The following is a 22,998-nucleotide window of genomic DNA, read 5'->3' on the forward strand; positions in this document are numbered from 1 at the left end:
AAAAGCGCACCCCGACCATATTCGCACGACCGATCGGCCGCGGACAGAGCTTCGATCCGCCGGACACCGCCCGCGTCACCGCCGGCCGCCGGTACCTGCCCGGGCCGCGGCCCGGCCGGACGCCGGGTTTCGATAGGCTGGTCGATGCAATGACCAGGACCGCAGTCACGCACCGGGAGCTTCGTACCCGGTTGGCTTCTCTCACCCTCCGCGACGAACACCGGCTGCACCGGCAACTGGATCGAGTGCGCGGCGGCGACCTGTCCCGGATCGAGTCCGAGATCACGGCGGCCGAGGAACGGATCGCGGCCCGGCGGGCGGCGATACCGGCGATCACCTATCCCGAGCAGCTGCCGGTCACCGGGCGCCGCGACGATATCGCCGCCGCCATCGCCGCCCATCAGGTCGTGGTGGTGGCGGGGGAAACCGGCTCCGGTAAGACCACCCAGATCCCGAAGATCTGCCTGGAGCTGGGCCGGGGTATCCGCGGGGCGATCGGGCACACCCAGCCCCGCCGGCTGGCGGCGCGCACGGTCGCCGAGCGGATCGCCACGGAGCTCGGGACCGAGCTGGGCGACGCGGTCGGCTATACGGTCCGGTTCACCGATCACGCCGCCGAGCACACGCTGGTCAAGTTGATGACCGACGGTATCCTGCTCGCCGAGATCCAACGCGACCGGCTGCTGCGCGCCTACGACACGATCATCATCGACGAGGCACACGAACGCAGTCTCAATATCGATTTCCTGCTCGGCTACCTGAAGCAGCTGCTCCCCCGGCGGCCGGACCTGAAGATCGTCATCACCTCGGCCACCATCGACCCGGAACTGTTCGCCCGGCATTTCGCCGATGCCGCGGGCAACCCGGCGCCGATCGTGGAGGTCTCCGGCCGGTCGTATCCGGTGGAGATCCGGTACCGGCCGCTGGCCCTGCCGGCGCCGGAGGAGGCCGACGAGGAAGAAGATCACCGGCCGGTCGATCGCGACCCGGTCGATGCGATCTGCGCGGCGGTCACCGAACTCTTCGCCGAAGGTGACGGCGATGTGCTGGTGTTCCTGTCCGGTGAACGGGAGATCCGCGATACCGCCGACGCGCTCGCGGAGCTGAAACTCTCCCGGACCGAGATCCTGCCGCTGTACGCCCGCCTGTCCGCGGCCGAACAGCACCGGGTGTTCGCCCCGCACACCGGCCGGCGGGTGGTACTGGCCACCAATGTCGCCGAAACTTCGCTCACCGTGCCGGGTATCCGCTATGTGGTCGATCCCGGGACCGCCCGGATCTCCCGCTATTCCATGCGGACGAAGGTGCAGCGGCTGCCGATCGAATCGATCTCGCAGGCCTCGGCACGACAGCGATCCGGGCGCTGCGGCCGCGTCGCCGACGGTATCTGTATCCGCCTGTACTCCGAGGACGATTTCGAATCCCGTCCGGCGTTCACCGATCCGGAGATCCTGCGTACCAACCTCGCCGCGGTCATCCTGCAGATGACCGCGCTCGGGCTGGGCGAGATGGAACGGTTCCCGTTCGTGGAGGCGCCGGACCAGCGCGCGGTCCGCGACGGTGTCGCCCTGCTGGAGGAGCTGGGCGCCCTCACCCGCGACGCACCGGACAAGCGCCCGCCGGCGGAGGCCCCGGAAACCGGTGCCCGGGAAGCGGATTCCGCGGACCTCCACGAGACGGGAGCGAGCCGGAAGCGCCGCCGGGCCGAATCGGGCCCCGCCCTCACGCCGACGGGCCGGGAGATGGCGCGGCTGCCGGTGGACCCGCGAATGGGCCGGATGCTCGTCGAAGCCCACCGCAACGGCTGTCTGGCCGAGATGCTGGTGATCGTGGCCGCCCTGTCGATCCAGGACGTCCGTGAACGACCGGTCGATCAGCAGCAGGCCGCCGACGCGAAACATGCTCGGTTCACCGTGCCGAATTCGGACTTCCTGGCGTACCTGCGGCTGTGGGAGTACCTCACCGGGCAGCGGCGGGCACTGTCCGCGAACCGTTTCCGGCGGATGTGCCGCGAGGAGTTCCTGCACTACCTGCGAATCCGCGAGTGGCAGGACCTGTACGGCCAGCTCCGCACCATCACCAAGGGGATGGGCTGGTCACTGCACGAGCCGGCCGCCGAGCCCGAGGCGAAGAATTCCCGCCCCGCACGCTTCGAGAACGGTCCGCGGCGCGGACGCGGACGCCACGGCGCGCAGCCGGAACGGGAAGCCGCCGAGCCCGTACGGACCGGCACCGCGGCCCCCCGGCCGGTCGAGGAGATGACCCCGGACACCGATCCGTGGGACGCGACCGCCATCCATCAGGCGCTGCTGTCGGGCATGCTGTCGCATATCGGGGTCCGGGAAGCCGAGTCCCGGGAGTTCCTCGGCGCCCGTAACGCCAAGTTCATGATCTTCCCGGGTTCCTCGCTGGCCAAGAAACCGCCGCGCTGGGTGATGGCCGCGGAACTGGTGGAGACCTCACGCCTGTGGGGCCGGATCACCGCCCGCGTCGAACCCGAATGGGCCGAACGGCTCGCCGGAGATCTGGTCAAACGTATCTATTCCGAACCGCACTGGTCGTCCAAACGCGGCGCCGCCCGGGCCTACGAACGCGTCACCCTCTACGGTGTCCCCCTGGTGACCGGCCGGCCGGTCGACTACGGACGTATCGACCCCGAGGTCTCGCGGGAATTGTTTTTGCGGCATGCCCTGGTACAGGGCGAATGGCAGACCCGGCACGAGTTCTTCCATCGCAACCGGGCGCTGCTCGACGATATCGCCGACCTCGAGCACCGCGCTCGGCGCCGGGACATCCTCGTCGACGACGAGGTGCTCTTCGAGTTCTACGACCGCCGGATCCCCGCCGATATCGTCTCGGTCCGGCATTTCGACACCTGGTGGAAGACGGCCCGCCGGCAGGACCCCCACCAGCTCGATTTCACAACCGAGACGGTGGTGAACGAGAACGCGAACCGGCTGGACCCCACGGATTTCCCGGACACCTGGCGCCAGGGCGAGCTGTCCTTCCCACTCACCTACCAATTCGAACCGGGACAGGCCGACGACGGTGTGACCGTGCGCATTCCGGTGGCGCAGCTGGCCCATGTCCGCGCGGTCGGATTCGACTGGCTGGTGCCGGGCATGCGCGCGGAACTGGCCACGGCGCTGATCAAGACACTGCCGAAACAGTTGCGGCGCACGGTGGTCCCCGCGCCGGATTTCGCGGCCGCCGCCCTGCGCGTCCTCACCCCGCGGGCCGAACCGCTGCGGACCGGGCTGGCCCGGGAGCTGACCCGCCTGGCGGCCACGCCGATCACCCCCGGCGATATGGACCCCGCCGCGCTTCCCGATCATCTCCGGATGACCTTCGCCGCCACCGATATCGACGGCCGCGTGCTGACCACCAGCAAGAGTCTGGCGCAGTTGCGGACCCGCCTGGCCGATCAGGTCTCCGCCTCGGTGGCCGCGGCGACCGCCAACGCCGAACGTGCCCCCGCCACCGTGTGGACCTCGGAATCCCTGGGCACCTTGGAGGCCACGGTCCGCCGGGAAGTGGGCGGCCAGACCATCACCGGTTATCCCGCGCTGGTCCCGGAGGCCGACGGAGTGGCGGTCCGCGTGCTCACCTCGCCCGCCGAACAGGCCCGGGCCATGCGGGCGGGAACCCGGGCGCTGGTGCTCAACGCCATCCCCACCTCGGTGCGCGGCGTCACCGCGGGCCTGTCCCCGGCGGATCGGCTGATACTCAGCCAGAACCCGTACGGTTCGGTCGACGCGCTGGTCGAGGACTGCCGCGCCGCGGCCGCCGACCAGCTCATCGGCGCCGCGGGCGGACCCGTCCGCGACCCCGCACAGTTCGAGCGTCTGGTGACGGCGCTGCGGCCGAAGCTGAACGAGGTGGTCACCCGGATCGTCCGGCTGGTCGTGCCGGTCCTGGCCGCGGCGCACGATGTGTCGACTGCGTTGAACAGCGTCCGAGAAGCCGATATCGCCGAGGATGTCCGGGATCAGCTGGCGGAGCTGCTGTTCGACGGGTTCGTCTCCGAATGGGGCCCGGCCCGGCTGCGGGAACTGCCCCGGTATCTGCGCGCGGCGCAAGCCCGGCTCACGGCCCTTCCCGGGTCCGCGGTACGCGACCGCCGGGCGATGACGGACGTGGACGCCGCACTGGCCGCCTACGACCAGCTGCTCACCCGGTTACCGGAGGCGCGGCGGAACACACCCGACGTCACCGATATCTGGTGGATGATCCAGGAGTTGCGGGTGAGCCTGTTCGCCCAGAAGGTGGGCACGCCGTATCCGGTCTCCGCCCAGCGGATCCAGAAGGCGATCGCGGCCGTGCGCCGCTGAATACGCCCGCTCAGTCGCCGGGACCGACCGCTGCCCGGGCCTGCCGCATATCCCGGATCTCGCGTTCGAAATCCTCCGCGGAGGTGAAGGATCGGTAGACCGAGGCGAAACGCAGATACGCCACCTCGTCCAGTTCGCGTAGCGGCCCGAGAATCGCCAGGCCGACCTCATGACTCGGCACTTCCGGTGACCCCTTGGCCCGGACCGCGTCCTCCACCTGCTGGGCCAGCAGGTTCAGCGCGTCGTCGTCGACCTCGCGGCCCTGACAGGCACGCCGGACCCCGCGGATCACCTTCTCCCGGCTGAACGGCTCGGTGACACCGCTGCGCTTGACCACCGACAGGATCGCGGTCTCCACCGTGGTGAAACGGCGGCCGCATTCCGGGCAGGAGCGTCTGCGGCGAATGGCGGCGCCCTCGTCGGCCAGTCGCGAGTCGACGACCCGGGAGTCGGGGTGTCGGCAGTACGGGCAGTGCATCCGGGGTCCTTCGTCGCTGCGAACGCTCGCGGCCGAACCGGCGCCGGTCGCGGGTCCGGCGAGCGCGGGTACCGGGCCGGTGCCCGGATACGGGTGGGCCGGTCACACGCACCGGCTCGAGTGCATAACACATCGAGGATACCGGTACGGGGTGTGTCGTGCGCGCGCTCACCCCTGGTCCGGACATACGCGCCGCCGGCACGCTACCGGGACCCGGGCGCGTCGGCGGCCGGACCGGGCACCGCGGCGGCCGGAATTCCGGGCAGCGCCGGCCCGGGCGCCGGATCCGGGGCCCGCAGATGCGCCAGCGCGAGGAAGGCGACCACCACCGTCGCGGTGATCACGGCGGTCAGGGCCGTCGCCGCATAACCGGCGCGGGCCCGCTCGACCAGATCGCCGGGTTCGGGTGGCCGGGGCTGCGGCGCCACCGCCGGCCCGCGGCGCATCGCCGGCGCCGCCGGCCGGACGACCGGGCGGTACCCGTTCGCCCCGCCCCGGTGCGGCGTCGCGGCACACGGGCGGGACGGATCGGGCCGCCGCGTGTCCGGACCCGGCAACCCGCCCTCGTCCGGGCGGGGCGTTCCGGTCTCCCCCTGCGGGACCGGACCGGGCCGCACCCGGGCGGTGACGTCTTCCCGCGTGCCGGTGCCGGTCACGCTGATGGCGGTGTTCATCGGATAGACCTCCGTGCTGGTTGCTCGCGGAACCAAGGGGCGGTATTCGATCAAATGTTCGACGAACTGATGTTCGATTTCTACCACGCCGGGGGGATAATGTCAGTAGCAACGCCGGACATACCTCGAACAGATGTTTGATAGATCGGAGAGCGCCGACTAGATTCACTGCACGACATCAAACCTCGGGCACAGCCGGTCCGGGCCGTCTGCCGGGACGGCGGTCACCGGGCCGGAGACCGACGAGAAAGGGCGGTTGTGGTGAGCCAATCAGACGACACGGGTGACGGGGCCGGCCCCGGCACCGAACCGGGGGCGACGGATCTCACCGTGCGTCAGCGCAAGGTGCTCGAGGTCATCCGTTCCTCGGTGAGTCTGCGCGGCTATCCGCCCAGCATCCGCGAGATCGGTGACGCGGTCGGCCTGAACTCCACCTCCTCGGTCGCGCACCAGCTGCGCACGCTGGAGCGCAAGGGGTATCTACGCCGCGACCCCAATCGTCCCCGTGCCGTGGATGTCCGCGGTATGGACGAGGCGGTCCGCTCGGTGACCACCCTGCCCCCCGCCGATACCGCGGCCGCATCCGACGCGGCGGGCGATACCGATCGGCCGATACCGACCTATGTACCGGTGCTCGGACGAATCGCCGCCGGTGGCCCGATCCTGGCGGAACAGGCGGTGGAAGACGTGTTCCCACTCCCCCGCGAACTGGTCGGCGACGGTTCACTGTTCTTGCTGAAGGTGGTCGGCGAATCCATGGTCGATGCCGCCATCTGCGACGGCGACTGGGTGGTCGTCCGGCAGCAGAACGTGGCCGACAACGGCGATATCGTCGCGGCGATGCTGGACGGCGAAGCGACCGTGAAGACGTTCAAACGCAGCGGCAAGGACGTCTGGCTGATGCCGCACAATCCGCATTTCGAACCGATTCCGGGTAACGACGCGCGCATTCTCGGCAAAGTCGTCACCGTGATCCGCAAGATCTGAGACCGCCCACCGGCACCGGGCACGCGCCGGTGCCGGGTCTTCTCCCGGTGGCGGTGAGGAGCCCATGGCAACACATGAGGTCGCGATCGCCCGGCCGCGTTCGGGACTCGGTTCCGGGCCGGTCCCGGATCTGATCTGGTATGCCGCCTACGGGTCGAATACCGACCCGGAACGCTTGCGCTGCTACCTCACCGGCACCCGGCCCGTCGGCGCGGTGCACCGCCCGCCCGGCGCCCCGGAGGGTTGCCGCGACCGGACGGTGCCGGTGCGTTCGATCGCGCTGATACTCCCCGGGCTGCTCTATTTCGCCACCGAATCGGTGATCTGGACCGGCGGCCGGGCCTTCTACGATCCCACCACCCCTGCCGAGACCCCGGTCCGCGCCTACCTGCTGACCCGGTCGCAGTTCAGCGATATCGCCGCCCAGGAGATGTACCGTCCGGCCGGAACCGACCTCGACCTGACCGAGGCGGTGCGCACCGGCCGGTCACATCTGGGCCCCGGGCGCTACGAAACCCTGGTCTGCCCGGGCATAGTCGACGGCATACCGATTCTGACCTGCACCGGCCCGTGGCGCTGGCGCGAGATCGGCGGAAACCCGCCGGCCGCCGGGTATCTCCGCCGGATCGGCGCGGGCCTGCGTGCGGCGCACCGATGGTCGGTCCGCGAGACGGCGGGTTATCTGGCCAGTCGCCCGGGCGCCGCCGGACACTGGACTCCCGGCGGGGTGGCCGATGTACTGCGGTGCGGATACGACGGATAGGTCCCGGCCCGGCGCCATCGGTGCACAGCCCCGATCAGCGCCCGGCGCCGTGCTCATCCGTCCGCGGTCCGCAGTGCCACCGAGATCGACCGCGCTCCCGCGCGCACGATGTCGATATACCGGGACCGGTCCGCCGGACCTGCCTCCGCCCGCAACGGGCCGAGCTGGACCTCGTAGGGCGCTTCGTCGCCGTGAAAAACCGGGGCGGACACATAGCTGAGCGGCAGCGGGTGCCGGGTGCGGATATCGGCCTCGGTGTACGCGCGCGAGGTCAACCGGCCCAGCTGGCGCAGCGCCTCGGACCGCACCTTCGGTTGCAGGAGTTCGGCGCCGAGCGCGCCGAGCAGTTCGGTCAGCAGATCCACCAGTCCGGCGTCGTCGGTTTCGGGCCGGAACATGGCGAATCCGTGCGCGGTGACGAAGTCGAGTAGTTCCGACGCCCCGGTCCGCCCGTGGGTCGTCGCCAGCCAGCGCTGCCGTTCGGCGGGTGTCCGCCACGGCATCACCGCGGCCCCCGCGGGGTAGACGACCGGAACCGACTGCCCGACGGACAGGCCCGGCACTATCCGCGCACCCGCATACTGTTTGGCGACGATGGTGAGCCGATCGTCGGAGATCCGGCTCAGGGTGGTCCCGCAACCGGCGGCCTCGGCCAGTGCCGCCAGCTCGGCACCCACGGCGACGGCCGCGCCCACCGGTTCGGCGGGTGACAGGCGGGCCAGCGCCGGTCCGCGCCGGTAGGCCAGACTCGCGTCCCGGACCACCCAATTCGCCTCGCACAACTCGGCGAGTACCGCGGTGACCGTCGCCCGGGCCAGTTCCAGACGTTCGGCGATCTCCGAAACGGTCAGCGCCCGCTCCGATTCCGCGAGCAGTTCGACCACCGCCACCACCCGGCGTGTCGGCGGGGACCCGGCCGTCGCCATATCCGATGCTCCCTTGTCGCCCGGTATCCCGGGATCTACACTGCATCGACTATTCGATGACATTACGTCGAATAGTCGACACAAGCATACTTCAGGAGGCGCCATGATTCTGGACCGGTTCCGGCTCGACGACCGGGTCGCCATCGTGACCGGCGCCGGGCGCGGACTCGGCGCGGCCATCGCCCTCGGCTTCGCCGAAGCGGGAGCCGACGTCGTGATCGCCGCCCGCACCGAATCCGACCTGACCGCGGTGGCCGAGCAGATCCGCCAGGGGGGCCGGCGGGCCCATATCGTGGTCGTCGACCTCGCCGATCCCGCGGCCTGCGCCGCCCTCGCCGAGACCGCGTCGGCGGAGTTCGGGCGGCTCGACATCGTCGTGAACAATGTCGGCGGCGCCATGCCCAGCCCCCTGCTGGGCACCACACCCGAGGCCCTGACCCAGGCCTTCGGCTTCAATGTCGCCAATGCCCACGCCCTGGTCCGGGCTGCCGTACCGATCATGCTGGACACCGCCGACGGTGGGTCGATCATCAACATCACCTCGACGATGGGCCGGCTTCCCGGTCGCGCGTTCGCCGCCTACGGCACCGCCAAAGCCGCGCTCGCGCATTACACCCGGCTGGCCGCCATGGATCTGTGCCCGCGCATCCGGGTCAATGCCATCGCGCCCGGCTCCATCTCGACCTCCGCGCTCGAAGTCGTCGCCGCCGACGACACCCTGCGCGGCGCCCTGGAGAAGGCCACCCCGCTGCGCCGGATCGGCGATCCCGCCGATATCGCGGCCACCGCGCTGTTCCTGGCGTCCCCGGCCGGCGGTTACCTGACCGGGAAAGTGATCGAGACCGACGGCGGCCTGATCGCCCCGAACCTCGATATCCCCATTCCGGATCTGTGAGGAGACAGCTGTGACGTACCGCGTAGTGCACTGGGGCACCGGAAATGTCGGCCGCCACGCCCTGGCCGGGATCATCGACGATCCCCGGCTCGAACTGGTCGGCGTCAAGGTGTCCGGCAGCGCCAAGGAAGGCCGCGACGCCGGGGAACTGGCCGGGTCGGATACCCGCACCGGGATCCTGGCCACCACCGACGCCGCCGCGCTCCTGGCCGCGAAACCGGATTGCGTGGTCTACACGGCGATGACCGACAATCGGCTCGTCGAGGCGCTCGCGGATCTGCGCACGATCCTGGCCGCCGGCGTGAATATCGCCGCGAGCGCCCCGGTCTTCCTGCAATACCCCTGGCAGGTCCTGCCGCCGGATATGCTCGCCCCGATCGAGGAAGCCGCCGCCGCGGGCGGTGCGTCGTTGTTCGTCAACGGAATCGACCCCGGCTTCGCCAACGATCTGCTGCCGCTGGCGCTGGCCGGTACCTGCCGGCGAGTGGATCAGATCCGCTGTATGGAGATCCTCGACTACGCGACCTACGACAATGCCGCGGTGATGTTCGACATCATGGGGTTCGGCAAATCCCTGGACGAGACCCCCATGCTCCTGCAACCCGGGGTGCTCTCCCTGGCCTGGGGCAGTGTGGTGCGCCAGCTGGCGGCCGGGCTGGGCGTGGAACTCGACGCGGTCACCGAAACCCACGAGCGGATTCCCGCACCCGAGGACATCGAGATCGCGGCGGGCACGATCGCGGCCGGTACCACCGCGGCCATGCGTTTCGAGGTCCGCGGGATGGTCGGCGACCGGGCCGTCACGGTGCTGGAACACATCACCCGGACGCGGGCGGATCTGGCGCCCGACTGGCCGCGGCCGGCCCAGGAGGGCGGCTCGTATCGCGTCGAGATCACCGGCGAACCGAATTACGCCATGGACCTCTGCCTGTCCAGCGACAACGGCGACCACAACCACGCCGGACTGGTGGCCACGGCCATGCGGGTGGTCAACGCGGTCCCCGCGGTGGTGGCCGCCGCACCGGGCGTCCGCACAACCCTGGACCTCCCGCTGATCACCGGGCCGGGGCGGGCAGACTGAAATACCTGTACCCCGACGGGATACAGGTATTTCGATTACCGGCCGGCGCCCCTGTCCAGGGCAGTGGAACTTCAGATGATCAGGACAGTTTCAGCGAACGCCCGATGATCTCCTTCATGATCTCGGTGGTGCCGCCGTAGATCGTCTGCACGCGCGCGTCGAGGTAGGCCTGGGCGATCGGGTACTCGCGCATATAGCCGTAGCCGCCGTGCAGCTGCAGGCAACGGTCGATGAGATCGACCTGCTCCTCGGTGCTCCACCATTTGGCCATGGCGGCATCCTCGGCCGACAGGGTGCCCGCGTTGAGTTCGGTGATGCACCGATCGACCAGCACCCGGACGGCCGTGGCCTTGGTGGCCAGTTCGGCGAGCACGAACCTGGTGTTCTGCAGGGCGCCGATCGGTTTACCGAAGGCCTTGCGGTCGCGGACGTACTGGCAGGTGTAGTCCAGGCAGGTCTCCATCGCCGCGGCCGCCATGACCGCGATCGACAGCCGCTCCTGCGGGAGGTTCTGCATCAGGTGGATGAAGCCCTTGCCCTCTTCACCGAGCAGGTTGGCGGCCGGGACCCGGACATCGCTGAAGCTGAGTTCGGCGGTGTCCTGCGCCTTCAGACCCAGCTTGTCCAGGTTGCGGCCCCGTTCGAAGCCCGGCATCCCGCGTTCCACCACCAGCAGGCTGAAGCCCAGGGCACCGGCCGAGGGGTCGGTCTGAGCGACCACGATGACGATATCGGAGTTGATGCCGTTGGTGATGAAGGTCTTGGCACCGTTGAGAACCCAGTCGTCACCGTCGCGGACCGCGCGGGTCTTGATGCCCTGCAGGTCCGAACCGGTGCCGGGCTCGGTCATGGCAATGGCGGTGATGAGCTCACCGGAACAGAACTTCGGCAGCCAGCGCTGCTTCTGCTCGTCGTTGGCCAGCTCCAGCAGATACGGTGCGATGACATCGTTGTGCAGGCCGAACCCGAGACCGGAGTACTGCCCGCGCACCGATTCCTCGGTGATGATGGCGTTGTAGCGGAAATCCTTCACCCCGCCGCCGCCGTATTCCTCCGGCATCGCCGTACCCAGGAAGCCCTGCTTACCGGCCTCGAGCCAGACCGACCGGTCCACGACGCCCTGTTCCGCCCACTGGTCGTGGAACGGCGCCACATGCGTCTCCAGAAACTTGCGGTACGACTCCCGGAACAGCTCGTGCTCGGGCTCGAACAGTGTGCGCTCCACACCAACCTCCTAGTGAACACTCCGGACGGGACCGCGCCGGCCCGTCGCTGTGACCTACCGTACCCGGAGCGTGAATCCGTGTTCACTTCACTGTCCAAATTACCTGGTGCGTCCCTGTGAAGCCGAGTAGTCACACCGCCTTGCCATTCACCGACGGGTCGGCCTCTCAGACGGGGAGCAGTTCGCGCAACCGCCCACCGAGCGTGCGCCCGCGGTCTACGGTCTGATGGCCGAGCAGGAACAGCAGTTCCTCCCGCACCGCCTTCTGCACCACTTGCGCGAGCTGCTCCGCGGCCTCGTCGATATCGCCGGTATCACGCCACGGCCCGGTGTCGATAGGCGTCCCGGCGGTGAAATACAACCGTTCGGGACGGGGAATCGGGGTGAGACCGATACCGCGCACCAGCGGCGGGGTGAGCTCGGCATGGATACCGAGCGATTCGACCAGCAGCCGCAGCGGCCGCAGCAACCGGTCGTCCTTGTCGGCGATGATGTCGTAGGCATCGTCGATCCCGATCATCGCCACCGGCACGATCGGCGCACCGCATTCGATCGCCATCCGCGCGAAGCCGGTGCGGCCCTCCCATCGCAATGCGTACTTCTCCCCCTTGCGGCGGATCGCCTCGCGCCCCCCACCGGGAAAGACGAGAACCACTTCGCCCCGGTCGAGCAGTGTCCGGCAGTTATCCCGGGTCCCCCGTACCGATCCGTAGTAGTGCAGCAGGTGCCGCACGCCCGGTACGGAGATGAGCAGATTCTCGGCGAGACCGCGGATCAACCGGCCGCGCGTACGGAGCACTTCCGGGAGCAATAACGGCGCGTCGATCAAGCCGAGCAGGTTGTGATTGGCGACAAGTAGTGCCGGCCCCTCGGCGGGGATGTTGTCCAAGCCGAAGAAACGGGGACTGCTCCAGACCCGGAGCGGCGCCAGGGCCGCCTCGAGGATCCGGAGGTCGATCGCACTCAGATCGACCGATACCGGCGCGCCGTCACTGAGCCCGGTTCGGTCCATCAGCGCCCTGCGCTGTCGGTCGTCGCCGCCGAGAGCGGTGCGGCCGTTCTGTGACATAAAACCCTCCTGAGGTCGATTCATGCCGATTGTGAATCAACATGGATCGATATCCCACAGGGTTATGCAATGTCCCACATTTTCGCGACCTAGATCAGCTCGCGCGGGGCGCGCCCCCGCCGGTCACGCCGGCGCAGTGCCCGCGTTGGCGTAGCCGGAAAGGGCCGCTGCCAGCGCACTCGGTACGCGCGCTTGGACACGCGTGCCGTTCTCGGTGTGCTCGGACCGGGTAATCCTGCCGTCGGCATGGATTCTGGCGAGCAGATCGCCGCGAGTATACGGAAGAAGTACGCTCACTTCCACATCCAGCCCGCCGAGAACCTCGTCAAGCCTGGTACGCAACCGGTCGATACCGAGGTCCTTGTGCACGGAGACGAATTCGGCGCCGGGCAGCAGGCCGCGCAGCCTGGTCAGTTCCACCGGATCGACCTCGTCGATCTTGTTGACCACCAGCAGTTCGGGCGGCGCGGGCTGTCCCGATTCCCGGATCACCTCGGTGACGACCTCCCGGACCGCCTTGATCTGTTCGGCGGGCAGCGCGTCGGAGCCGTCCACCACGTGTAGCAGCAGATCGGCGCCGGTGACCTCTTCCAGGGTGGAGCGGAACGCCTCGACGAGCTGGGTCGGCAGGTGGCGGACGAAGCCGACGGTATCGGTGAACACCACCTCGCGGCCGTCCTCCAGCTCGGCGCGGCGGGTGGTCGGGTCCAGGGTGGCGAACAGCGCGTCCTGCACGAGCACACCCGAGCCGGTGAGCGCGTTCATCAGACTCGATTTACCGGCGTTGGTGTAACCCACGATGGCCACCGACGGCACCCCGCTGGAGGTGCGCCGCGCGCGCTTGGTGTCGCGGGCGGTCTTCATCTCCCGGATCTCGCGGCGCAGTTTGGCCATCCGCTCCCGGATCCGGCGCCGATCGGTTTCGATCTTGGTCTCACCGGGGCCGCGCAGACCCACACCACCGTTGCTGCCGGCCCGGCCGCCCGCCTGCCGCGACATGGACTCACCCCAGCCGCGCAGCCGGGGCAGCATGTACTCCATCTGGGCCAGCGCGACCTGCGCCTTACCTTCGCGGGAAGTGGCGTGCTGGGCGAAGATATCCAGGATCAGCGCGGTCCGATCGACCACCTTGACCTTGACGACCTTCTCCAGCGCCGTCAGCTGCGCGGGGGTGAGCTCACCGTCGCAGATCACGGTGTCCGCGCCGGTGGACAGCACCACCGCACGCAGTTCCTCGGCCTTGCCCGACCCGATATAGGTCGCGGGATCGGGCCGGTCGCGCCGCTGGATCAGAGCTTCGAGCACTTCGGATCCCGCGGTCTCGGCGAGCCGGGCCAGTTCGGCCATACTCGCCTCGGCCCGCGCCACACTGCCCTCGGTCCACACCCCGACCAGCACGACACGCTCCAGTCGCAGCTGCCGGTACTCGACCTCGGTGATATCGGTGAGCTCGGTGGACAGTCCGGCGATACGGCGGAGCGCGCTCCGCTCGTCCAGCTGGAGTTCGCCGGTGGTCGGATCGGCGGACCAGCCGGCGCGCCGCGTGCTCGGCGTGGCGCCGTTCGCATCGGACGCACCCGAGTCGATATCGTCGACGGTGACGGCCGGATCGGTCTCCGGCGAGTGCGCGTCGAACGATTCAGGGGACCGGTTCGTGGTCCCGGAAATGTCAGAGTTTCTCATACACCATCCATGCTGCCACTGATGCGCTGGTCGGCGCATATGATTTTCGCCCGGACGCGGCTACAACGCGTCCCACCACTGCGCGGCGATCCGGCCGGTGGCGAGCAGTTCGGAGGGTCCGCGCAACCACGCCGCGCCCGCGTCCACCCCGACGCGCACTTCCCCGCCCGGAATCCGGACGCCGACCTCACCGGTCCCGTCCGCGAGATCGAACCCGTCGGCCGCCAGGGCCGCGGCGGCCGCGGCGACGGTTCCGGTGCCGCAGGAGCGGGTCTCGCCGACGCCGCGTTCGTAGACCCGCATATCGACCGTGCCGTCGGCGCCGAGGCCGGTCAGGATCTCGACGTTCACGCCCCGCGGAAACATATCGGGGTCGTACCCGGGAGGCGCCGTGAGATCCAGTTCGGCCAGCGCGCCGGCCGACAGATCCGCGACGCACGCCAGATGCGGGTTGCCGACATCGATACCCAGACCGGGGTATCCCCACCCGGCCACCGTGGCGGTCGAGGTGCCGAGCACCCGCACCGGGCCCATATCGACGGTCACCTCCCCCGCGACCGCACCGGCCGAATGCACGACGACCGGGCGCGCCCCGGCCCGGCTGCCCACCACGAACTCCGGACCGTCGGCCAGACCGCGGGCCACGAGATAGTGCGCGAAGACACGCACCCCGTTCCCGCACATCTCCGCGATCGAACCGTCGGCATTGCGATAGTCCATGAACCAATCGCCCGGGCCCACGCCCTCGGGGTATTCGCCGAGTACGCCCGCGGCGAACAGCTCGCCCGCCCGGGCGACGCGCAGCACACCGTCGGCGCCGAGCCCGCGGCGCCGGTCGCACAACGCCGCCACCCGGGACACGGTCAGGTCGAGCCGCACCTCCGGATCGGGCAGCACCACGAAATCGTTCTGGGTGCCGTGGCCCTTGGTGAACTCCACGTCCTTGTCGTTCCAACTCTGCGGCACCTCAGGGCTCTCCTGCACGTCGGGGCTGTTCTGCACGTCGGTTCGGGTCTCCTCGTCCACTGTTCTCACCGGGCAAACGTCCGGCGCTGCCGGGAAATTTCGTACAGGGCCACAGCCGCGGCCGACGGCGCCCCCAGCGAACTGGCACTGCCGCCCATCGGAATGGTGACCGTCCGATCGCAGGCCGCCAGCCAGGCGGCGCTCATACCGCTGGTCTCGTTACCGACGACCAGAATCGTGGCGTCGATCAGATCCTCGTCGAAGATCGCGCGCTCACCGTTCTCGTCGGTCCCTACGATCCGGGTGGGCACACCGCGCGCCACCTGCCGATCCCGGAACTGCAGTACCTCCGCGGGACCGGGCACCCGAAAGACCGGGACCGAGAACAGCGATCCGGTCGAGGCCCGGACACAGCGCGGGTCGTACTGGTCGGCGCCGTGCCCGGCGACCACCACCGCCGACGCGCCGAACGCGTCGGCGGACCTGATCACGGTGCCCAGATTCCCGGGCGAATTCGGCCGGTCGAAGACGACGACCACAGGCGCTTCTCCCGGCTCGCCGATTTCACAGCCGATCAGGTCGGCATCGGCGTACTCGGCCACCGCCACCAGTTCGGGCGGTCCACCGGTCTTTTCTCCCAGGTCGGCCATCAGCTCGGGCGCCAGTCCGACGGCGGGCACCGCGCTCGTCTCCAGGATCTCGCGCGCCCATGTGGACAGCCCCGGATCACCCAGGCGGTACAGCAGGGTTTCCAGCGGCCAGTCGTGCGCGAGCGCCTGCGTGATCGGCCGGACCCCGTGCACCAGGAAGCGGCTGTCCCGGTGACGTTTGGCGCGATTGTCCAGATAGGCCGTCCACACCTGGACAGCGGCGTTGCGGCGATGGATCTGCCGGGTCACGAGCGGGTTCGCTCCTCGGGTAGGCGTTCGGATGCCCGCGGACCGGGCGCCGGTGAATGGGACACCGCAGAGTCTGCCAGCAGGGCCAGGGCGGTCGCGGTCGAGTCCGGGGCGGCGCCGTCCACCCAGCGCACCCGGCGATCACGCCGGAACCAGGACCGCTGCCGCCGGACGTAGCGGCGGGTCCCGATGAAGGTGCGCTCGCGCGCCTGCGCCTCGTCGTACTCGCCGTCGAAACAGGCCAGCACCTGGGCGTAGCCGATAGCCCGGCGCGCGGTCTGCCCCTTGCGCAACCCGAGGTCGACCAGTCCGCGCACCTCATCCATCAGGCCCTGCTCGAACATCGCCGCGGTGCGCCGGGCAATCCGCTCGTCCAGTTCCGCCGTCTCGCGATCCACTCCGAGGATGCGGGTATTCCAGCGCGGCGCGCCGATCACCGGCGCGGACGCCGCGAACGGTCGTCCCGTGAGTTCGACGACCTCGAGCGCGCGCACCATCCGGCGGCCGTCGGTAGGCAGGATGGTGGCGGCGGCGGCCGGGTCGGCCCGGCGCAGCGCTTCGTGCACGGCGGCCACCCCCTGCCCGGCCAGCACCGCTTCCCATTTGGCCCGGACCGCGGGATCGGTGGCCGGGAACTCCCACTGGTCGAGCAGCGCCTGGACGTACATCATCGAACCGCCGACCACCACGGGGACCCGGCCGCGGGCCATAATCGCCTCGATATCGGCGGATGCGGCGGCCTGGTACGCCGCGACGGTCGCCGTTTCGGTGATATCGAGGACGTCGAGCTGATGGTGCGGGATCCCGCGCCGCTGATCCGGTGGCAGTTTCGCGGTACCGATGTCCATGCCTCGGTACAGCTGCATCGCATCGATGTTCACGATCTCACCCCCGAGCTGTTCGGCCAGGTCGAGAGCGAGATCCGATTTACCGGTCGCGGTCGGTCCGACCACCGCGACCGGGCGCGGGCCCCCCTTCACCGGGCCACGGCGGCCGGCCGCCACAGGCCGGCGAACCAGCCGACGCCGAAGGGTGCGCCCCGATACCGCTCGGTCGCCGACGGCGGTGCGGTGTCGACGGCGAAGAGCCCGGCGAGCGCTTGGTAGGCGGCGCGGCCGGACATCATCAGGTCGGCACACAGGGCGGGGTCCAGGGCGAGCAGGGCCTCCGCATCGCCCACCCCGGCCGCCCCGTCGACCGCGGTCTGCAGCGACGCCGACCGCGGATCGAAATACCCCGGTGCGGTGGTGGACAGGGTCGCGGCGCCGTCGGCGACCACCAGCACCCCCTGCGGCTCGTCCTCGGCGTCGAGTTCCGCGCGCAGCTTCGCGCCGAACTCCGCGCACTTACGCACGGGTGTATCAGCGGCGAGCACCCGCGCTCGCGCCGGCACGTGCGGGGCCACCGCCGCGCGCAGCCAGCCGGCGACGAGGACCGCCAGCGGCAGGTCCGGGTCCGGATCCCCCGCGGTCTCCGCGCCCGGACCGCCCAGACCCACCCGCACATCGACACCGAAACCGCGGAAGGTACCCGTCGTATCGGCGTCGTAGGTCTGCTCGGTGGGCCCGACCCCGAGCACGGTCCAGTGCGGTGTCGCCTCCGCCAGGGCCGCCCCCACGGCGAGCACGGCCGCGCGGAGTTCGTTCACCGCTGCTTCCGGGGTCTGCGCACCGGCCGGTTCGGGAGCGGCGCCCGCGCCGGCCACCGGCGCGCCGCCACACAATTCGGGGACGAGGACGGGCGGCGAGGGGATCAGAGCCGCTAGACAGAACACGCCGTCAACCGTAGCCCGTACCCGCCGGCCAGGGACGCGGCCGGTTCTCCGGCACGGCCGCGCCCCGCGCGCGGTACGAGTGTCTCTCCCGGAAACCGGGCGGCAATTGCTAGGGTGCGAAGTATCCGGACCAGGTCCGACAGGTCCGGATCCGCAGGTCCGGCTGGTCGCCGCCGCTGTCGGCGGTGTGGTCCGGCGGAAGTGCGGCCGGGTTGAATGGTGGAACGTGCGGCCGCACGGGCAACGCACGCACTATACGTCGACCCCCGCACGGCCGAGATGGGCAGACATAGCCAGAATCAGCGGGCGTAGCCAGAATGAGCAGAGCATAGCCAGAATGCGCAGCGCGTAAACCAGGCAGCCGTGACGCGCGGCAGGGACGAGGAGCAATGACCCACAGCAACGGAACCGCCAAACCCGGCCCGGGCAAGCCCGGTCGCCCGTCCAGCGCTCCCAAGCCCGGTAACCGTCCCAAACCCGGCGAGGCGCACCCCACCCCGGCCGCGATGAAAACGTCCGGGCACGCCACCGAACACCCGCATCCGGTGGTCGTGCCCAGCGCCACCGACCCCAGCGCCTGGGGCCGGGTCGACGAGGACGGCACGGCCTGGGTGAAGACCGCCGACGGCGAGCGGGTCATCGGTTCCTGGCAGGCCGGGGACGCCGCCGAGGGGCTGGCGCATTTCGGCCGCCGTTTCGATGACCTGGCCACCGAGGTCGCTCTGCTGGAGGCGCGGCTGGCCGCCGGCACCGATGCCCGCAAAACCAAGGCCGCCGCACTCGCCCTCGCCGAAACGCTGCCGACGGCCGCGGTGATCGGCGATATCGAAGGCTTGGCCGTCCGGCTCCGCGCGATCGCCGAACACTCCGACGAGGCGGCCGCCCACGCCAAGGAGGAGAAGGAGCGCACCCGGCACGAGCACACCGAGCGGAAGGAGGCGCTCGCGGCCGAAGCCGAACAGATCGCCGCCGAATCCACTCAGTGGAAGGCCGCCGGCGACCGGCTGCGCGAAATCCTCGACGAGTGGAAGACCATCCGCGGAGTGGACCGCAAGGTCGACGACGCCCTCTGGCGCCGGTACTCCAAGGCCCGGGAGGCCTTCAACCGTCGCCGCGGCGCTCATTTCGCCGAACTGGATCGGGAACGGGCCGCAGCCAAAGCCCGCAAAGAAGAACTCTGTGTCCAGGCCGAGGAACTGTCCGAGTCCACCGATTGGGCCGGCACCGCGGCAGTGTTCCGGGAACTGCTGGTGGAATGGAAGAACGCGGGCCGGGCACCCCGGGAAGCCGACGAGGCACTGTGGCGTCGGTTCAAGAGCGCCCAGGACGTCTTCTTCGCCGCGCGCAACGCGGCGGCCTCCGAACGCGACGCCGAGTTCGCCGACAACGCGATCGCCAAGGAAGAACTGCTGAGCAGCTACGAACCGGCCATCGATCCCGATGCCGATCTGGAAGGCGCCCGGGCCGCACTGCGCGATCTGCAGGAACGCTGGGACGCCATCGGCAAGGTTCCCCGGGAGCGGATGCACGATCTCGAAGGCCGGTTGCGCGCGATCGAGAAGCGTGTCCGGCAGGCCGCCGACGCCCAGTGGCGCCGCACCGACCCGGAGGCGCTGGCCCGGGCCGCGCAGTTCCGGGAGCGGGTCGCCCAGTTCGAGGAGCAGGCGGCCAAGGCCACCGCCGCCGGTAAAACCCGCGATGCGGAGAAGGCTCTCGCGCAGGCACAGCAGTGGCGGGAATGGGCCGACGCGGCCGAGGGCGCCGTCAGCAACCTCTGATCGGCCCCGCGATCAGCGATCCGTCCGCCGTGGCCACCGGTCGCGGCGGACGGCCCGCCTCCGCGGAAGTCAGTCCTCGCCGAACCGATGGCGCCGCTGCCGCTCCTCCTCGCGGGCCGCGGCGATCCGCCGCTGTTCCTCGGCCGCCAGTTGCAGCGCGGTCCGGCTCCAGACGACCTTCACCCAGTGAAAGGTCAGCACCATGACGGCGAGGGTGCCCAGCACCAGGCCGACACCGGGCCCGGACCCGACATAGTTGTTCAGGCCCGGGGTCTGCCGGTGCCAGATCGAGAACACCCCGAACGCGCTGGCGATCGCCGATCCGGCCACCGCGATCCACGCGAGCACCCAGCGCCTGGTCATCAGTGCCAGCAGCGAGAAACCGATGCCGAAGATCAGCACGAACCAGACGAAGACCCGCGACGGCAACCCCACGTGTTCGGCCGCGGCCGCCTGGGAACCGAGCAGCACATCGAAACCGCGCGCGCCGCCGGTATGCGGCAACACCAGCGACACAAGCAGCAGGAACACCGCACCGGCCACCACCATGGCGCGCACACCCGGGTCGATCTCACCCGCGATCCGGCGCTCCACCGCGTCGAGATCTTCGCGGAATTCTTCGAACTGCTCGGTCTCGGCCGGATTCACCTGGTCCTCGTTTCCCTCACCTGATCGGTCTTCCGGGGTCGGCGCGTCGTGCGCCGGCGGGGTCGCGTCCCGGGCACCCTCGGCCGCGCGATCCTCGTCGCTGCGGTCGTCGTCGCCGGTCCCGCTCATGTCCCGCATCCGGAAGCGCAGCCCGCGGCGACCGGTTCCGGTGCGGGCGCCCCGATCCGCGGCAGCCCGAGCCCGACACCGATCGGCGCGGTCTTCGGCGTGGTACCGGCCTCGTGCGCGTCACCGGCCCGGGTCCGGCGATGCGCCCGGATCCCCGAGTCCGCGACCAGGTGATGCGGTGCCGCGCCGGTCACCTCGACGGTGACCAGATCGCCCGGGCGGATCGGCGCGCCGGCCCCGTCGGGCCGGAAATGCACCAGTCTCCCGTCCCGTGCCCGCCCGCTCATCCGGGCGGTCGCGGCGTTCTTCTTGCCCGCGCCGTCGGCGACCAGGAGTTCCACCTCGGTGCCGATCAGGGCGTGGTTGGCCTCCACACAGATCTGCTCCTGCAGCGCGATCAGCCGGTCGTAGCGCTCCTGGACCACCTTCTTGGGGACCTGATCGGCCATTTCCGCGGCCGGAGTGCCCGGTCGCGGGGAGTACTGGAAGGTGAAGGCACTGGTGAACCGGGCCTGCCGCACGACGTCGAGGGTCTGCTGGAAGTCCTCCTCGGTCTCCCCCGGGAAACCGACGATGATATCGGTGGTGATCGCCGCATGCGGCATCGCCGCCCGTACCTTCTCGATGATCCCCAGATAGCGGGCCTGCCGGTAGGACCGGCGCATGGCCTTGAGCACGCGGTCCGAACCCGACTGCAGCGGCATATGCAGCTGCGGGCAGACGTTCGGGGTCTCCGCCATAGCCTCGATCACATCGTCGGTGAACTCCGCCGGGTGCGGTGAGGTGAAGCGCACCCGCTCCAGGCCCTCGATCCCGCCGCAGGCCCGCAGCAGTTTGGCGAACGCGCCGCGATCGCGGGGCTGCCCAGGGTCGGCGAAGGAGGCACCGTAGGCGTTGACGTTCTGCCCGAGCAGCGTCACCTCCAGCACACCCTGGTCCACCAGCGCCTGTACCTCGGCCAGCACATCACCTGGGCGCCGGTCCACTTCCTTGCCGCGCAGGGCGGGCACGATGCAGAAGGTGCAGGTGTTGTTGCAGCCGACCGAGATCGACACCCACCCCGCGTACGCCGATTCCCGGCGCGCGGGCAGGGTCGAGGGGAACGCCTCGAGCGATTCCAGGATCTCGACCTGGGCTTCGTCGTTGTGCCGGGCGCGTTCCAGCAGTACCGGCAGCGAACCGATGTTGTGGGTACCGAACACCACATCCACCCAGGGCGCCCGGCTCAGGACCGAATCGCGGTCCTTCTGGGCCAGGCAGCCGCCGACCGCGATCTGCATACCGGGCCGGGACGCCTTGATCGGCGCGAGATGACCGAGGGTTCCGTACAGCTTGTTGTCCGCGTTCTCCCGCACCGCGCAGGTGTTGAAGACCACCAGATCGGCCGTCGCGCCGGGCGCGGCCTTCCGATAGCCCGCATCCTCGAGCAGGCCGGACAAGCGTTCGGAATCGTGCACGTTCATCTGGCAACCGAAGGTGCGGACCTCGTAACTACGCGCGCCGGCCGACTCGAGCCGGGTGGGGAGCGCTACCTGTCCGATCGAATCCACGCGTCCAGGGTACGGGCCACCGTCCGGGCGTTTTCCAGCAGATCGCACCTCCCGCCGTGGCGGCCGGGTCCGACCCGCCCGCGACCGCGTGCAGGCGGTGCGCCCGCCGTGGTACTTCCCACATATGGGGAATCGGCCGACGGGTTCGCCGCTATCGCGCCGTCGGCCCAGCGGCGGGCAAATCCCGGCCGAGCGAACGGATTACAGCGGATGACCACCGGGTTAAACCCGAATTTCGGCTCGGTGTGGCGCCGGGGAGTGTCGCCGAAAGGCTCGCAAAACCGAAATTTCGGCTTAAGGTCAGTTCCATGACCGACACCGACGCCGACACGCCAGAGGCGGCCGGCGACACCACTGCTGTGCCCATGATCACCCTACGCGCCGTCGACAAGCACTTCGGTGCCCTGCACGTGCTGCGCGATATCAACCTCGAGGTGCCCCGTGGGCAGGTCGTGATCGTGCTCGGACCGTCGGGCTCCGGGAAATCGACCCTCTGCCGCACCATCAACCGGCTGGAGCCGATCGATTCGGGTGAGATCAGCGTCGACGGAGTGCCGCTGCCGGCCGAGGGTCGCGCCCTCGCCGCCCTGCGGGCCGATGTCGGCATGGTCTTCCAGTCGTTCAACCTCTTCGCGCACAAGACGATCGTGGACAACGTCATGCTCGCGCCGTTGAAGGTTCGCGGAGCGAAGAAGGACGAGGCCCGCCGGCACGCCATGGAACTGCTGGAGCGGGTCGGTATCGCCAACCAGGCCGACAAGTATCCCGCCCAGCTCTCCGGCGGTCAGCAGCAGCGCGTCGCCATCGCCCGGGCCCTGGCCATGAACCCCAAGGTGATGCTGTTCGACGAGCCGACCTCGGCCCTCGACCCGGAGATGGTCAACGAAGTCCTCGATGTGATGGTCTCGCTGGCCAAAGAGGGCATGACCATGCTGGTGGTCACCCATGAGATGGGCTTCGCCCGCCGTGCCGGCGATCGGGTGTTGTTCATGGCCGACGGCCAGGTGGTCGAGGACACCGACCCCGAGACATTCTTCAGCGCACCGAAGTCCGATCGTGCCAAGGACTTCCTGGGCAAGATTCTCAGTCACTGAATCTGCCCGGCGGATAGACAGGCACAAACTCGACGGCGTCGCGCCGTC

The 22,998-nt window shown here is 69.7% G+C and carries 19 protein-coding genes; 7 read left to right on the plus strand and 12 right to left on the minus strand.

From position 1 onward, the window contains the following. The first annotated feature begins 149 nt into the window (after positions 1–149). Positions 150–4,331 carry an ATP-dependent RNA helicase HrpA gene (gene hrpA / locus NF4_RS07910; RefSeq protein ID WP_063126859.1) on the plus strand — a complete coding sequence of 1,394 codons (4,182 nt, stop codon included), beginning with the start codon at positions 150–152 and terminating at the stop codon, positions 4,329–4,331. A 10-nt stretch (positions 4,332–4,341) separates the two neighbouring features. Here the strand turns inward: hrpA and nrdR are convergent, their stop codons facing one another. Further along, positions 4,342–4,809 carry a transcriptional regulator NrdR gene (nrdR, locus tag NF4_RS07915; RefSeq protein ID WP_039825717.1) on the minus strand — a complete coding sequence of 156 codons (468 nt, stop codon included), beginning with the start codon at positions 4,807–4,809 and terminating at the stop codon, positions 4,342–4,344. Between the two features lie 203 nt (positions 4,810–5,012). Then, positions 5,013–5,570, minus strand: a complete 558-nt coding sequence (locus tag NF4_RS07920) for a hypothetical protein (RefSeq protein WP_063126596.1) — start codon at positions 5,568–5,570, stop codon at positions 5,013–5,015. 171 nt (positions 5,571–5,741) lie between these two features. On the opposite strand from NF4_RS07920, the gene lexA reads away from it, so the two are divergent. Beyond that, complete coding sequence (gene lexA / locus NF4_RS07925; RefSeq protein ID WP_063126597.1) at positions 5,742–6,470, plus strand: transcriptional repressor LexA; 729 nt, start codon at positions 5,742–5,744, stop codon at positions 6,468–6,470. Between the two features lie 64 nt (positions 6,471–6,534). Next, positions 6,535–7,233, plus strand: a complete 699-nt coding sequence (locus tag NF4_RS07930) for a hypothetical protein (RefSeq protein ID WP_063126598.1) — start codon at positions 6,535–6,537, stop codon at positions 7,231–7,233. Positions 7,234–7,286: 53 nt separating this feature from the next. Here NF4_RS07930 and NF4_RS07935 read toward each other — a convergent pair whose 3' ends face one another. Beyond that, a complete protein-coding gene (locus NF4_RS07935; protein WP_063126599.1) occupies positions 7,287–8,159 on the minus strand; it encodes a helix-turn-helix domain-containing protein in 873 nt (290 codons plus the stop codon). 103 nt (positions 8,160–8,262) lie between these two features. On the opposite strand from NF4_RS07935, the gene NF4_RS07940 reads away from it, so the two are divergent. Next, on the plus strand, positions 8,263–9,054 hold the full coding sequence (locus NF4_RS07940; protein ID WP_063126600.1) for an SDR family oxidoreductase: 792 nt from the start codon (positions 8,263–8,265) through the stop codon (positions 9,052–9,054). Between the two features lie 10 nt (positions 9,055–9,064). Further along, positions 9,065–10,135, plus strand: a complete 1,071-nt coding sequence (locus NF4_RS07945; protein WP_063126601.1) for an NAD(P)H-dependent amine dehydrogenase family protein — start codon at positions 9,065–9,067, stop codon at positions 10,133–10,135. A gap of 79 nt (positions 10,136–10,214) precedes the next feature. Here the strand turns inward: NF4_RS07945 and NF4_RS07950 are convergent, their stop codons facing one another. The 7 genes from NF4_RS07950 to NF4_RS07980 form a co-directional block, all read right to left on the minus strand. Beyond that, on the minus strand, positions 10,215–11,360 hold the full coding sequence (locus NF4_RS07950) for an acyl-CoA dehydrogenase family protein (protein ID WP_063126602.1): 1,146 nt from the start codon (positions 11,358–11,360) through the stop codon (positions 10,215–10,217). 166 nt (positions 11,361–11,526) lie between these two features. Beyond that, the gene (locus NF4_RS07955) at positions 11,527–12,429 is read right to left on the minus strand and encodes a lysophospholipid acyltransferase family protein (protein WP_063126603.1); all 903 of its coding nucleotides are present in this window, start codon (positions 12,427–12,429) and stop codon (positions 11,527–11,529) included. Positions 12,430–12,552: 123 nt separating this feature from the next. Further along, the gene (gene hflX / locus NF4_RS07960) at positions 12,553–14,112 is read right to left on the minus strand and encodes a GTPase HflX (RefSeq protein WP_232330354.1); all 1,560 of its coding nucleotides are present in this window, start codon (positions 14,110–14,112) and stop codon (positions 12,553–12,555) included. A gap of 60 nt (positions 14,113–14,172) precedes the next feature. Continuing rightward, positions 14,173–15,051: a diaminopimelate epimerase gene (gene dapF, locus NF4_RS07965; protein WP_063126861.1), complete on the minus strand. Its 879-nt coding sequence runs from the start codon at positions 15,049–15,051 to the stop codon at positions 14,173–14,175. Positions 15,052–15,143: 92 nt separating this feature from the next. Further along, on the minus strand, positions 15,144–15,977 hold the full coding sequence (locus tag NF4_RS07970; RefSeq protein WP_084532940.1) for a TrmH family RNA methyltransferase: 834 nt from the start codon (positions 15,975–15,977) through the stop codon (positions 15,144–15,146). Then, the gene (miaA, locus tag NF4_RS07975; RefSeq protein ID WP_063126862.1) at positions 15,974–16,957 is read right to left on the minus strand and encodes a tRNA (adenosine(37)-N6)-dimethylallyltransferase MiaA; all 984 of its coding nucleotides are present in this window, start codon (positions 16,955–16,957) and stop codon (positions 15,974–15,976) included. Before miaA ends, NF4_RS07970 begins: the two co-directional genes overlap by 4 nt. Further along, positions 16,954–17,751: a class III extradiol ring-cleavage dioxygenase family protein gene (locus NF4_RS07980; protein ID WP_063126605.1), complete on the minus strand. Its 798-nt coding sequence runs from the start codon at positions 17,749–17,751 to the stop codon at positions 16,954–16,956. Before NF4_RS07980 ends, miaA begins: the two co-directional genes overlap by 4 nt. A 389-nt stretch (positions 17,752–18,140) precedes the next feature. Between NF4_RS07980 and NF4_RS07985 the strand changes: the two genes are divergently transcribed. Next, the gene (locus tag NF4_RS07985) at positions 18,141–19,529 is read left to right on the plus strand and encodes a DUF349 domain-containing protein (protein WP_063126606.1); all 1,389 of its coding nucleotides are present in this window, start codon (positions 18,141–18,143) and stop codon (positions 19,527–19,529) included. Positions 19,530–19,598: 69 nt separating this feature from the next. Here NF4_RS07985 and NF4_RS07990 read toward each other — a convergent pair whose 3' ends face one another. Then, positions 19,599–20,306: an Rv2732c family membrane protein gene (locus NF4_RS07990; RefSeq protein WP_232330355.1), complete on the minus strand. Its 708-nt coding sequence runs from the start codon at positions 20,304–20,306 to the stop codon at positions 19,599–19,601. Continuing rightward, positions 20,303–21,856, minus strand: coding sequence for a tRNA (N6-isopentenyl adenosine(37)-C2)-methylthiotransferase MiaB (gene miaB, locus NF4_RS07995; protein ID WP_063126607.1), 1,554 nt, complete (start codon positions 21,854–21,856; stop codon positions 20,303–20,305). Before miaB ends, NF4_RS07990 begins: the two co-directional genes overlap by 4 nt. Before the next feature lie 365 nt (positions 21,857–22,221). On the opposite strand from miaB, the gene NF4_RS08000 reads away from it, so the two are divergent. After that, complete coding sequence (locus NF4_RS08000) at positions 22,222–22,950, plus strand: amino acid ABC transporter ATP-binding protein (RefSeq protein WP_156058930.1); 729 nt, start codon at positions 22,222–22,224, stop codon at positions 22,948–22,950. Positions 22,951–22,998 lie beyond the last annotated feature (48 nt).

The sequence above is a fragment of the Nocardia fusca NBRC 14340 genome (assembly GCF_001618425.1).
GTDB classification, from domain to species: Bacteria; Actinomycetota; Actinomycetes; order Mycobacteriales; family Mycobacteriaceae; genus Nocardia; species Nocardia fusca.

What these genes read in the sequence shown, in the direction of transcription:
- hrpA (WP_063126859.1), top strand. Translation starts at nt 150, where the DNA reads ATGACCAGGACCGCAGTCACGCACCGGGAGCTTCGTACCCGGTTGGCT.
- nrdR (WP_039825717.1), bottom strand. Translation starts at nt 4,809, where the DNA reads ATGCACTGCCCGTACTGCCGACACCCCGACTCCCGGGTCGTCGACTCG.
- NF4_RS07930 (WP_063126598.1), top strand. Translation starts at nt 6,535, where the DNA reads ATGGCAACACATGAGGTCGCGATCGCCCGGCCGCGTTCGGGACTCGGT.
- NF4_RS07935 (WP_063126599.1), bottom strand. Translation starts at nt 8,159, where the DNA reads ATGGCGACGGCCGGGTCCCCGCCGACACGCCGGGTGGTGGCGGTGGTC.
- NF4_RS07940 (WP_063126600.1), top strand. Translation starts at nt 8,263, where the DNA reads ATGATTCTGGACCGGTTCCGGCTCGACGACCGGGTCGCCATCGTGACC.
- NF4_RS07955 (WP_063126603.1), bottom strand. Translation starts at nt 12,429, where the DNA reads ATGTCACAGAACGGCCGCACCGCTCTCGGCGGCGACGACCGACAGCGC.
- hflX (WP_232330354.1), bottom strand. Translation starts at nt 14,112, where the DNA reads ATGAGAAACTCTGACATTTCCGGGACCACGAACCGGTCCCCTGAATCG.
- NF4_RS07985 (WP_063126606.1), top strand. Translation starts at nt 18,141, where the DNA reads ATGACCCACAGCAACGGAACCGCCAAACCCGGCCCGGGCAAGCCCGGT.
- NF4_RS07990 (WP_232330355.1), bottom strand. Translation starts at nt 20,306, where the DNA reads ATGAGCGGGACCGGCGACGACGACCGCAGCGACGAGGATCGCGCGGCC.
- NF4_RS08000 (WP_156058930.1), top strand. Translation starts at nt 22,222, where the DNA reads ATGATCACCCTACGCGCCGTCGACAAGCACTTCGGTGCCCTGCACGTG.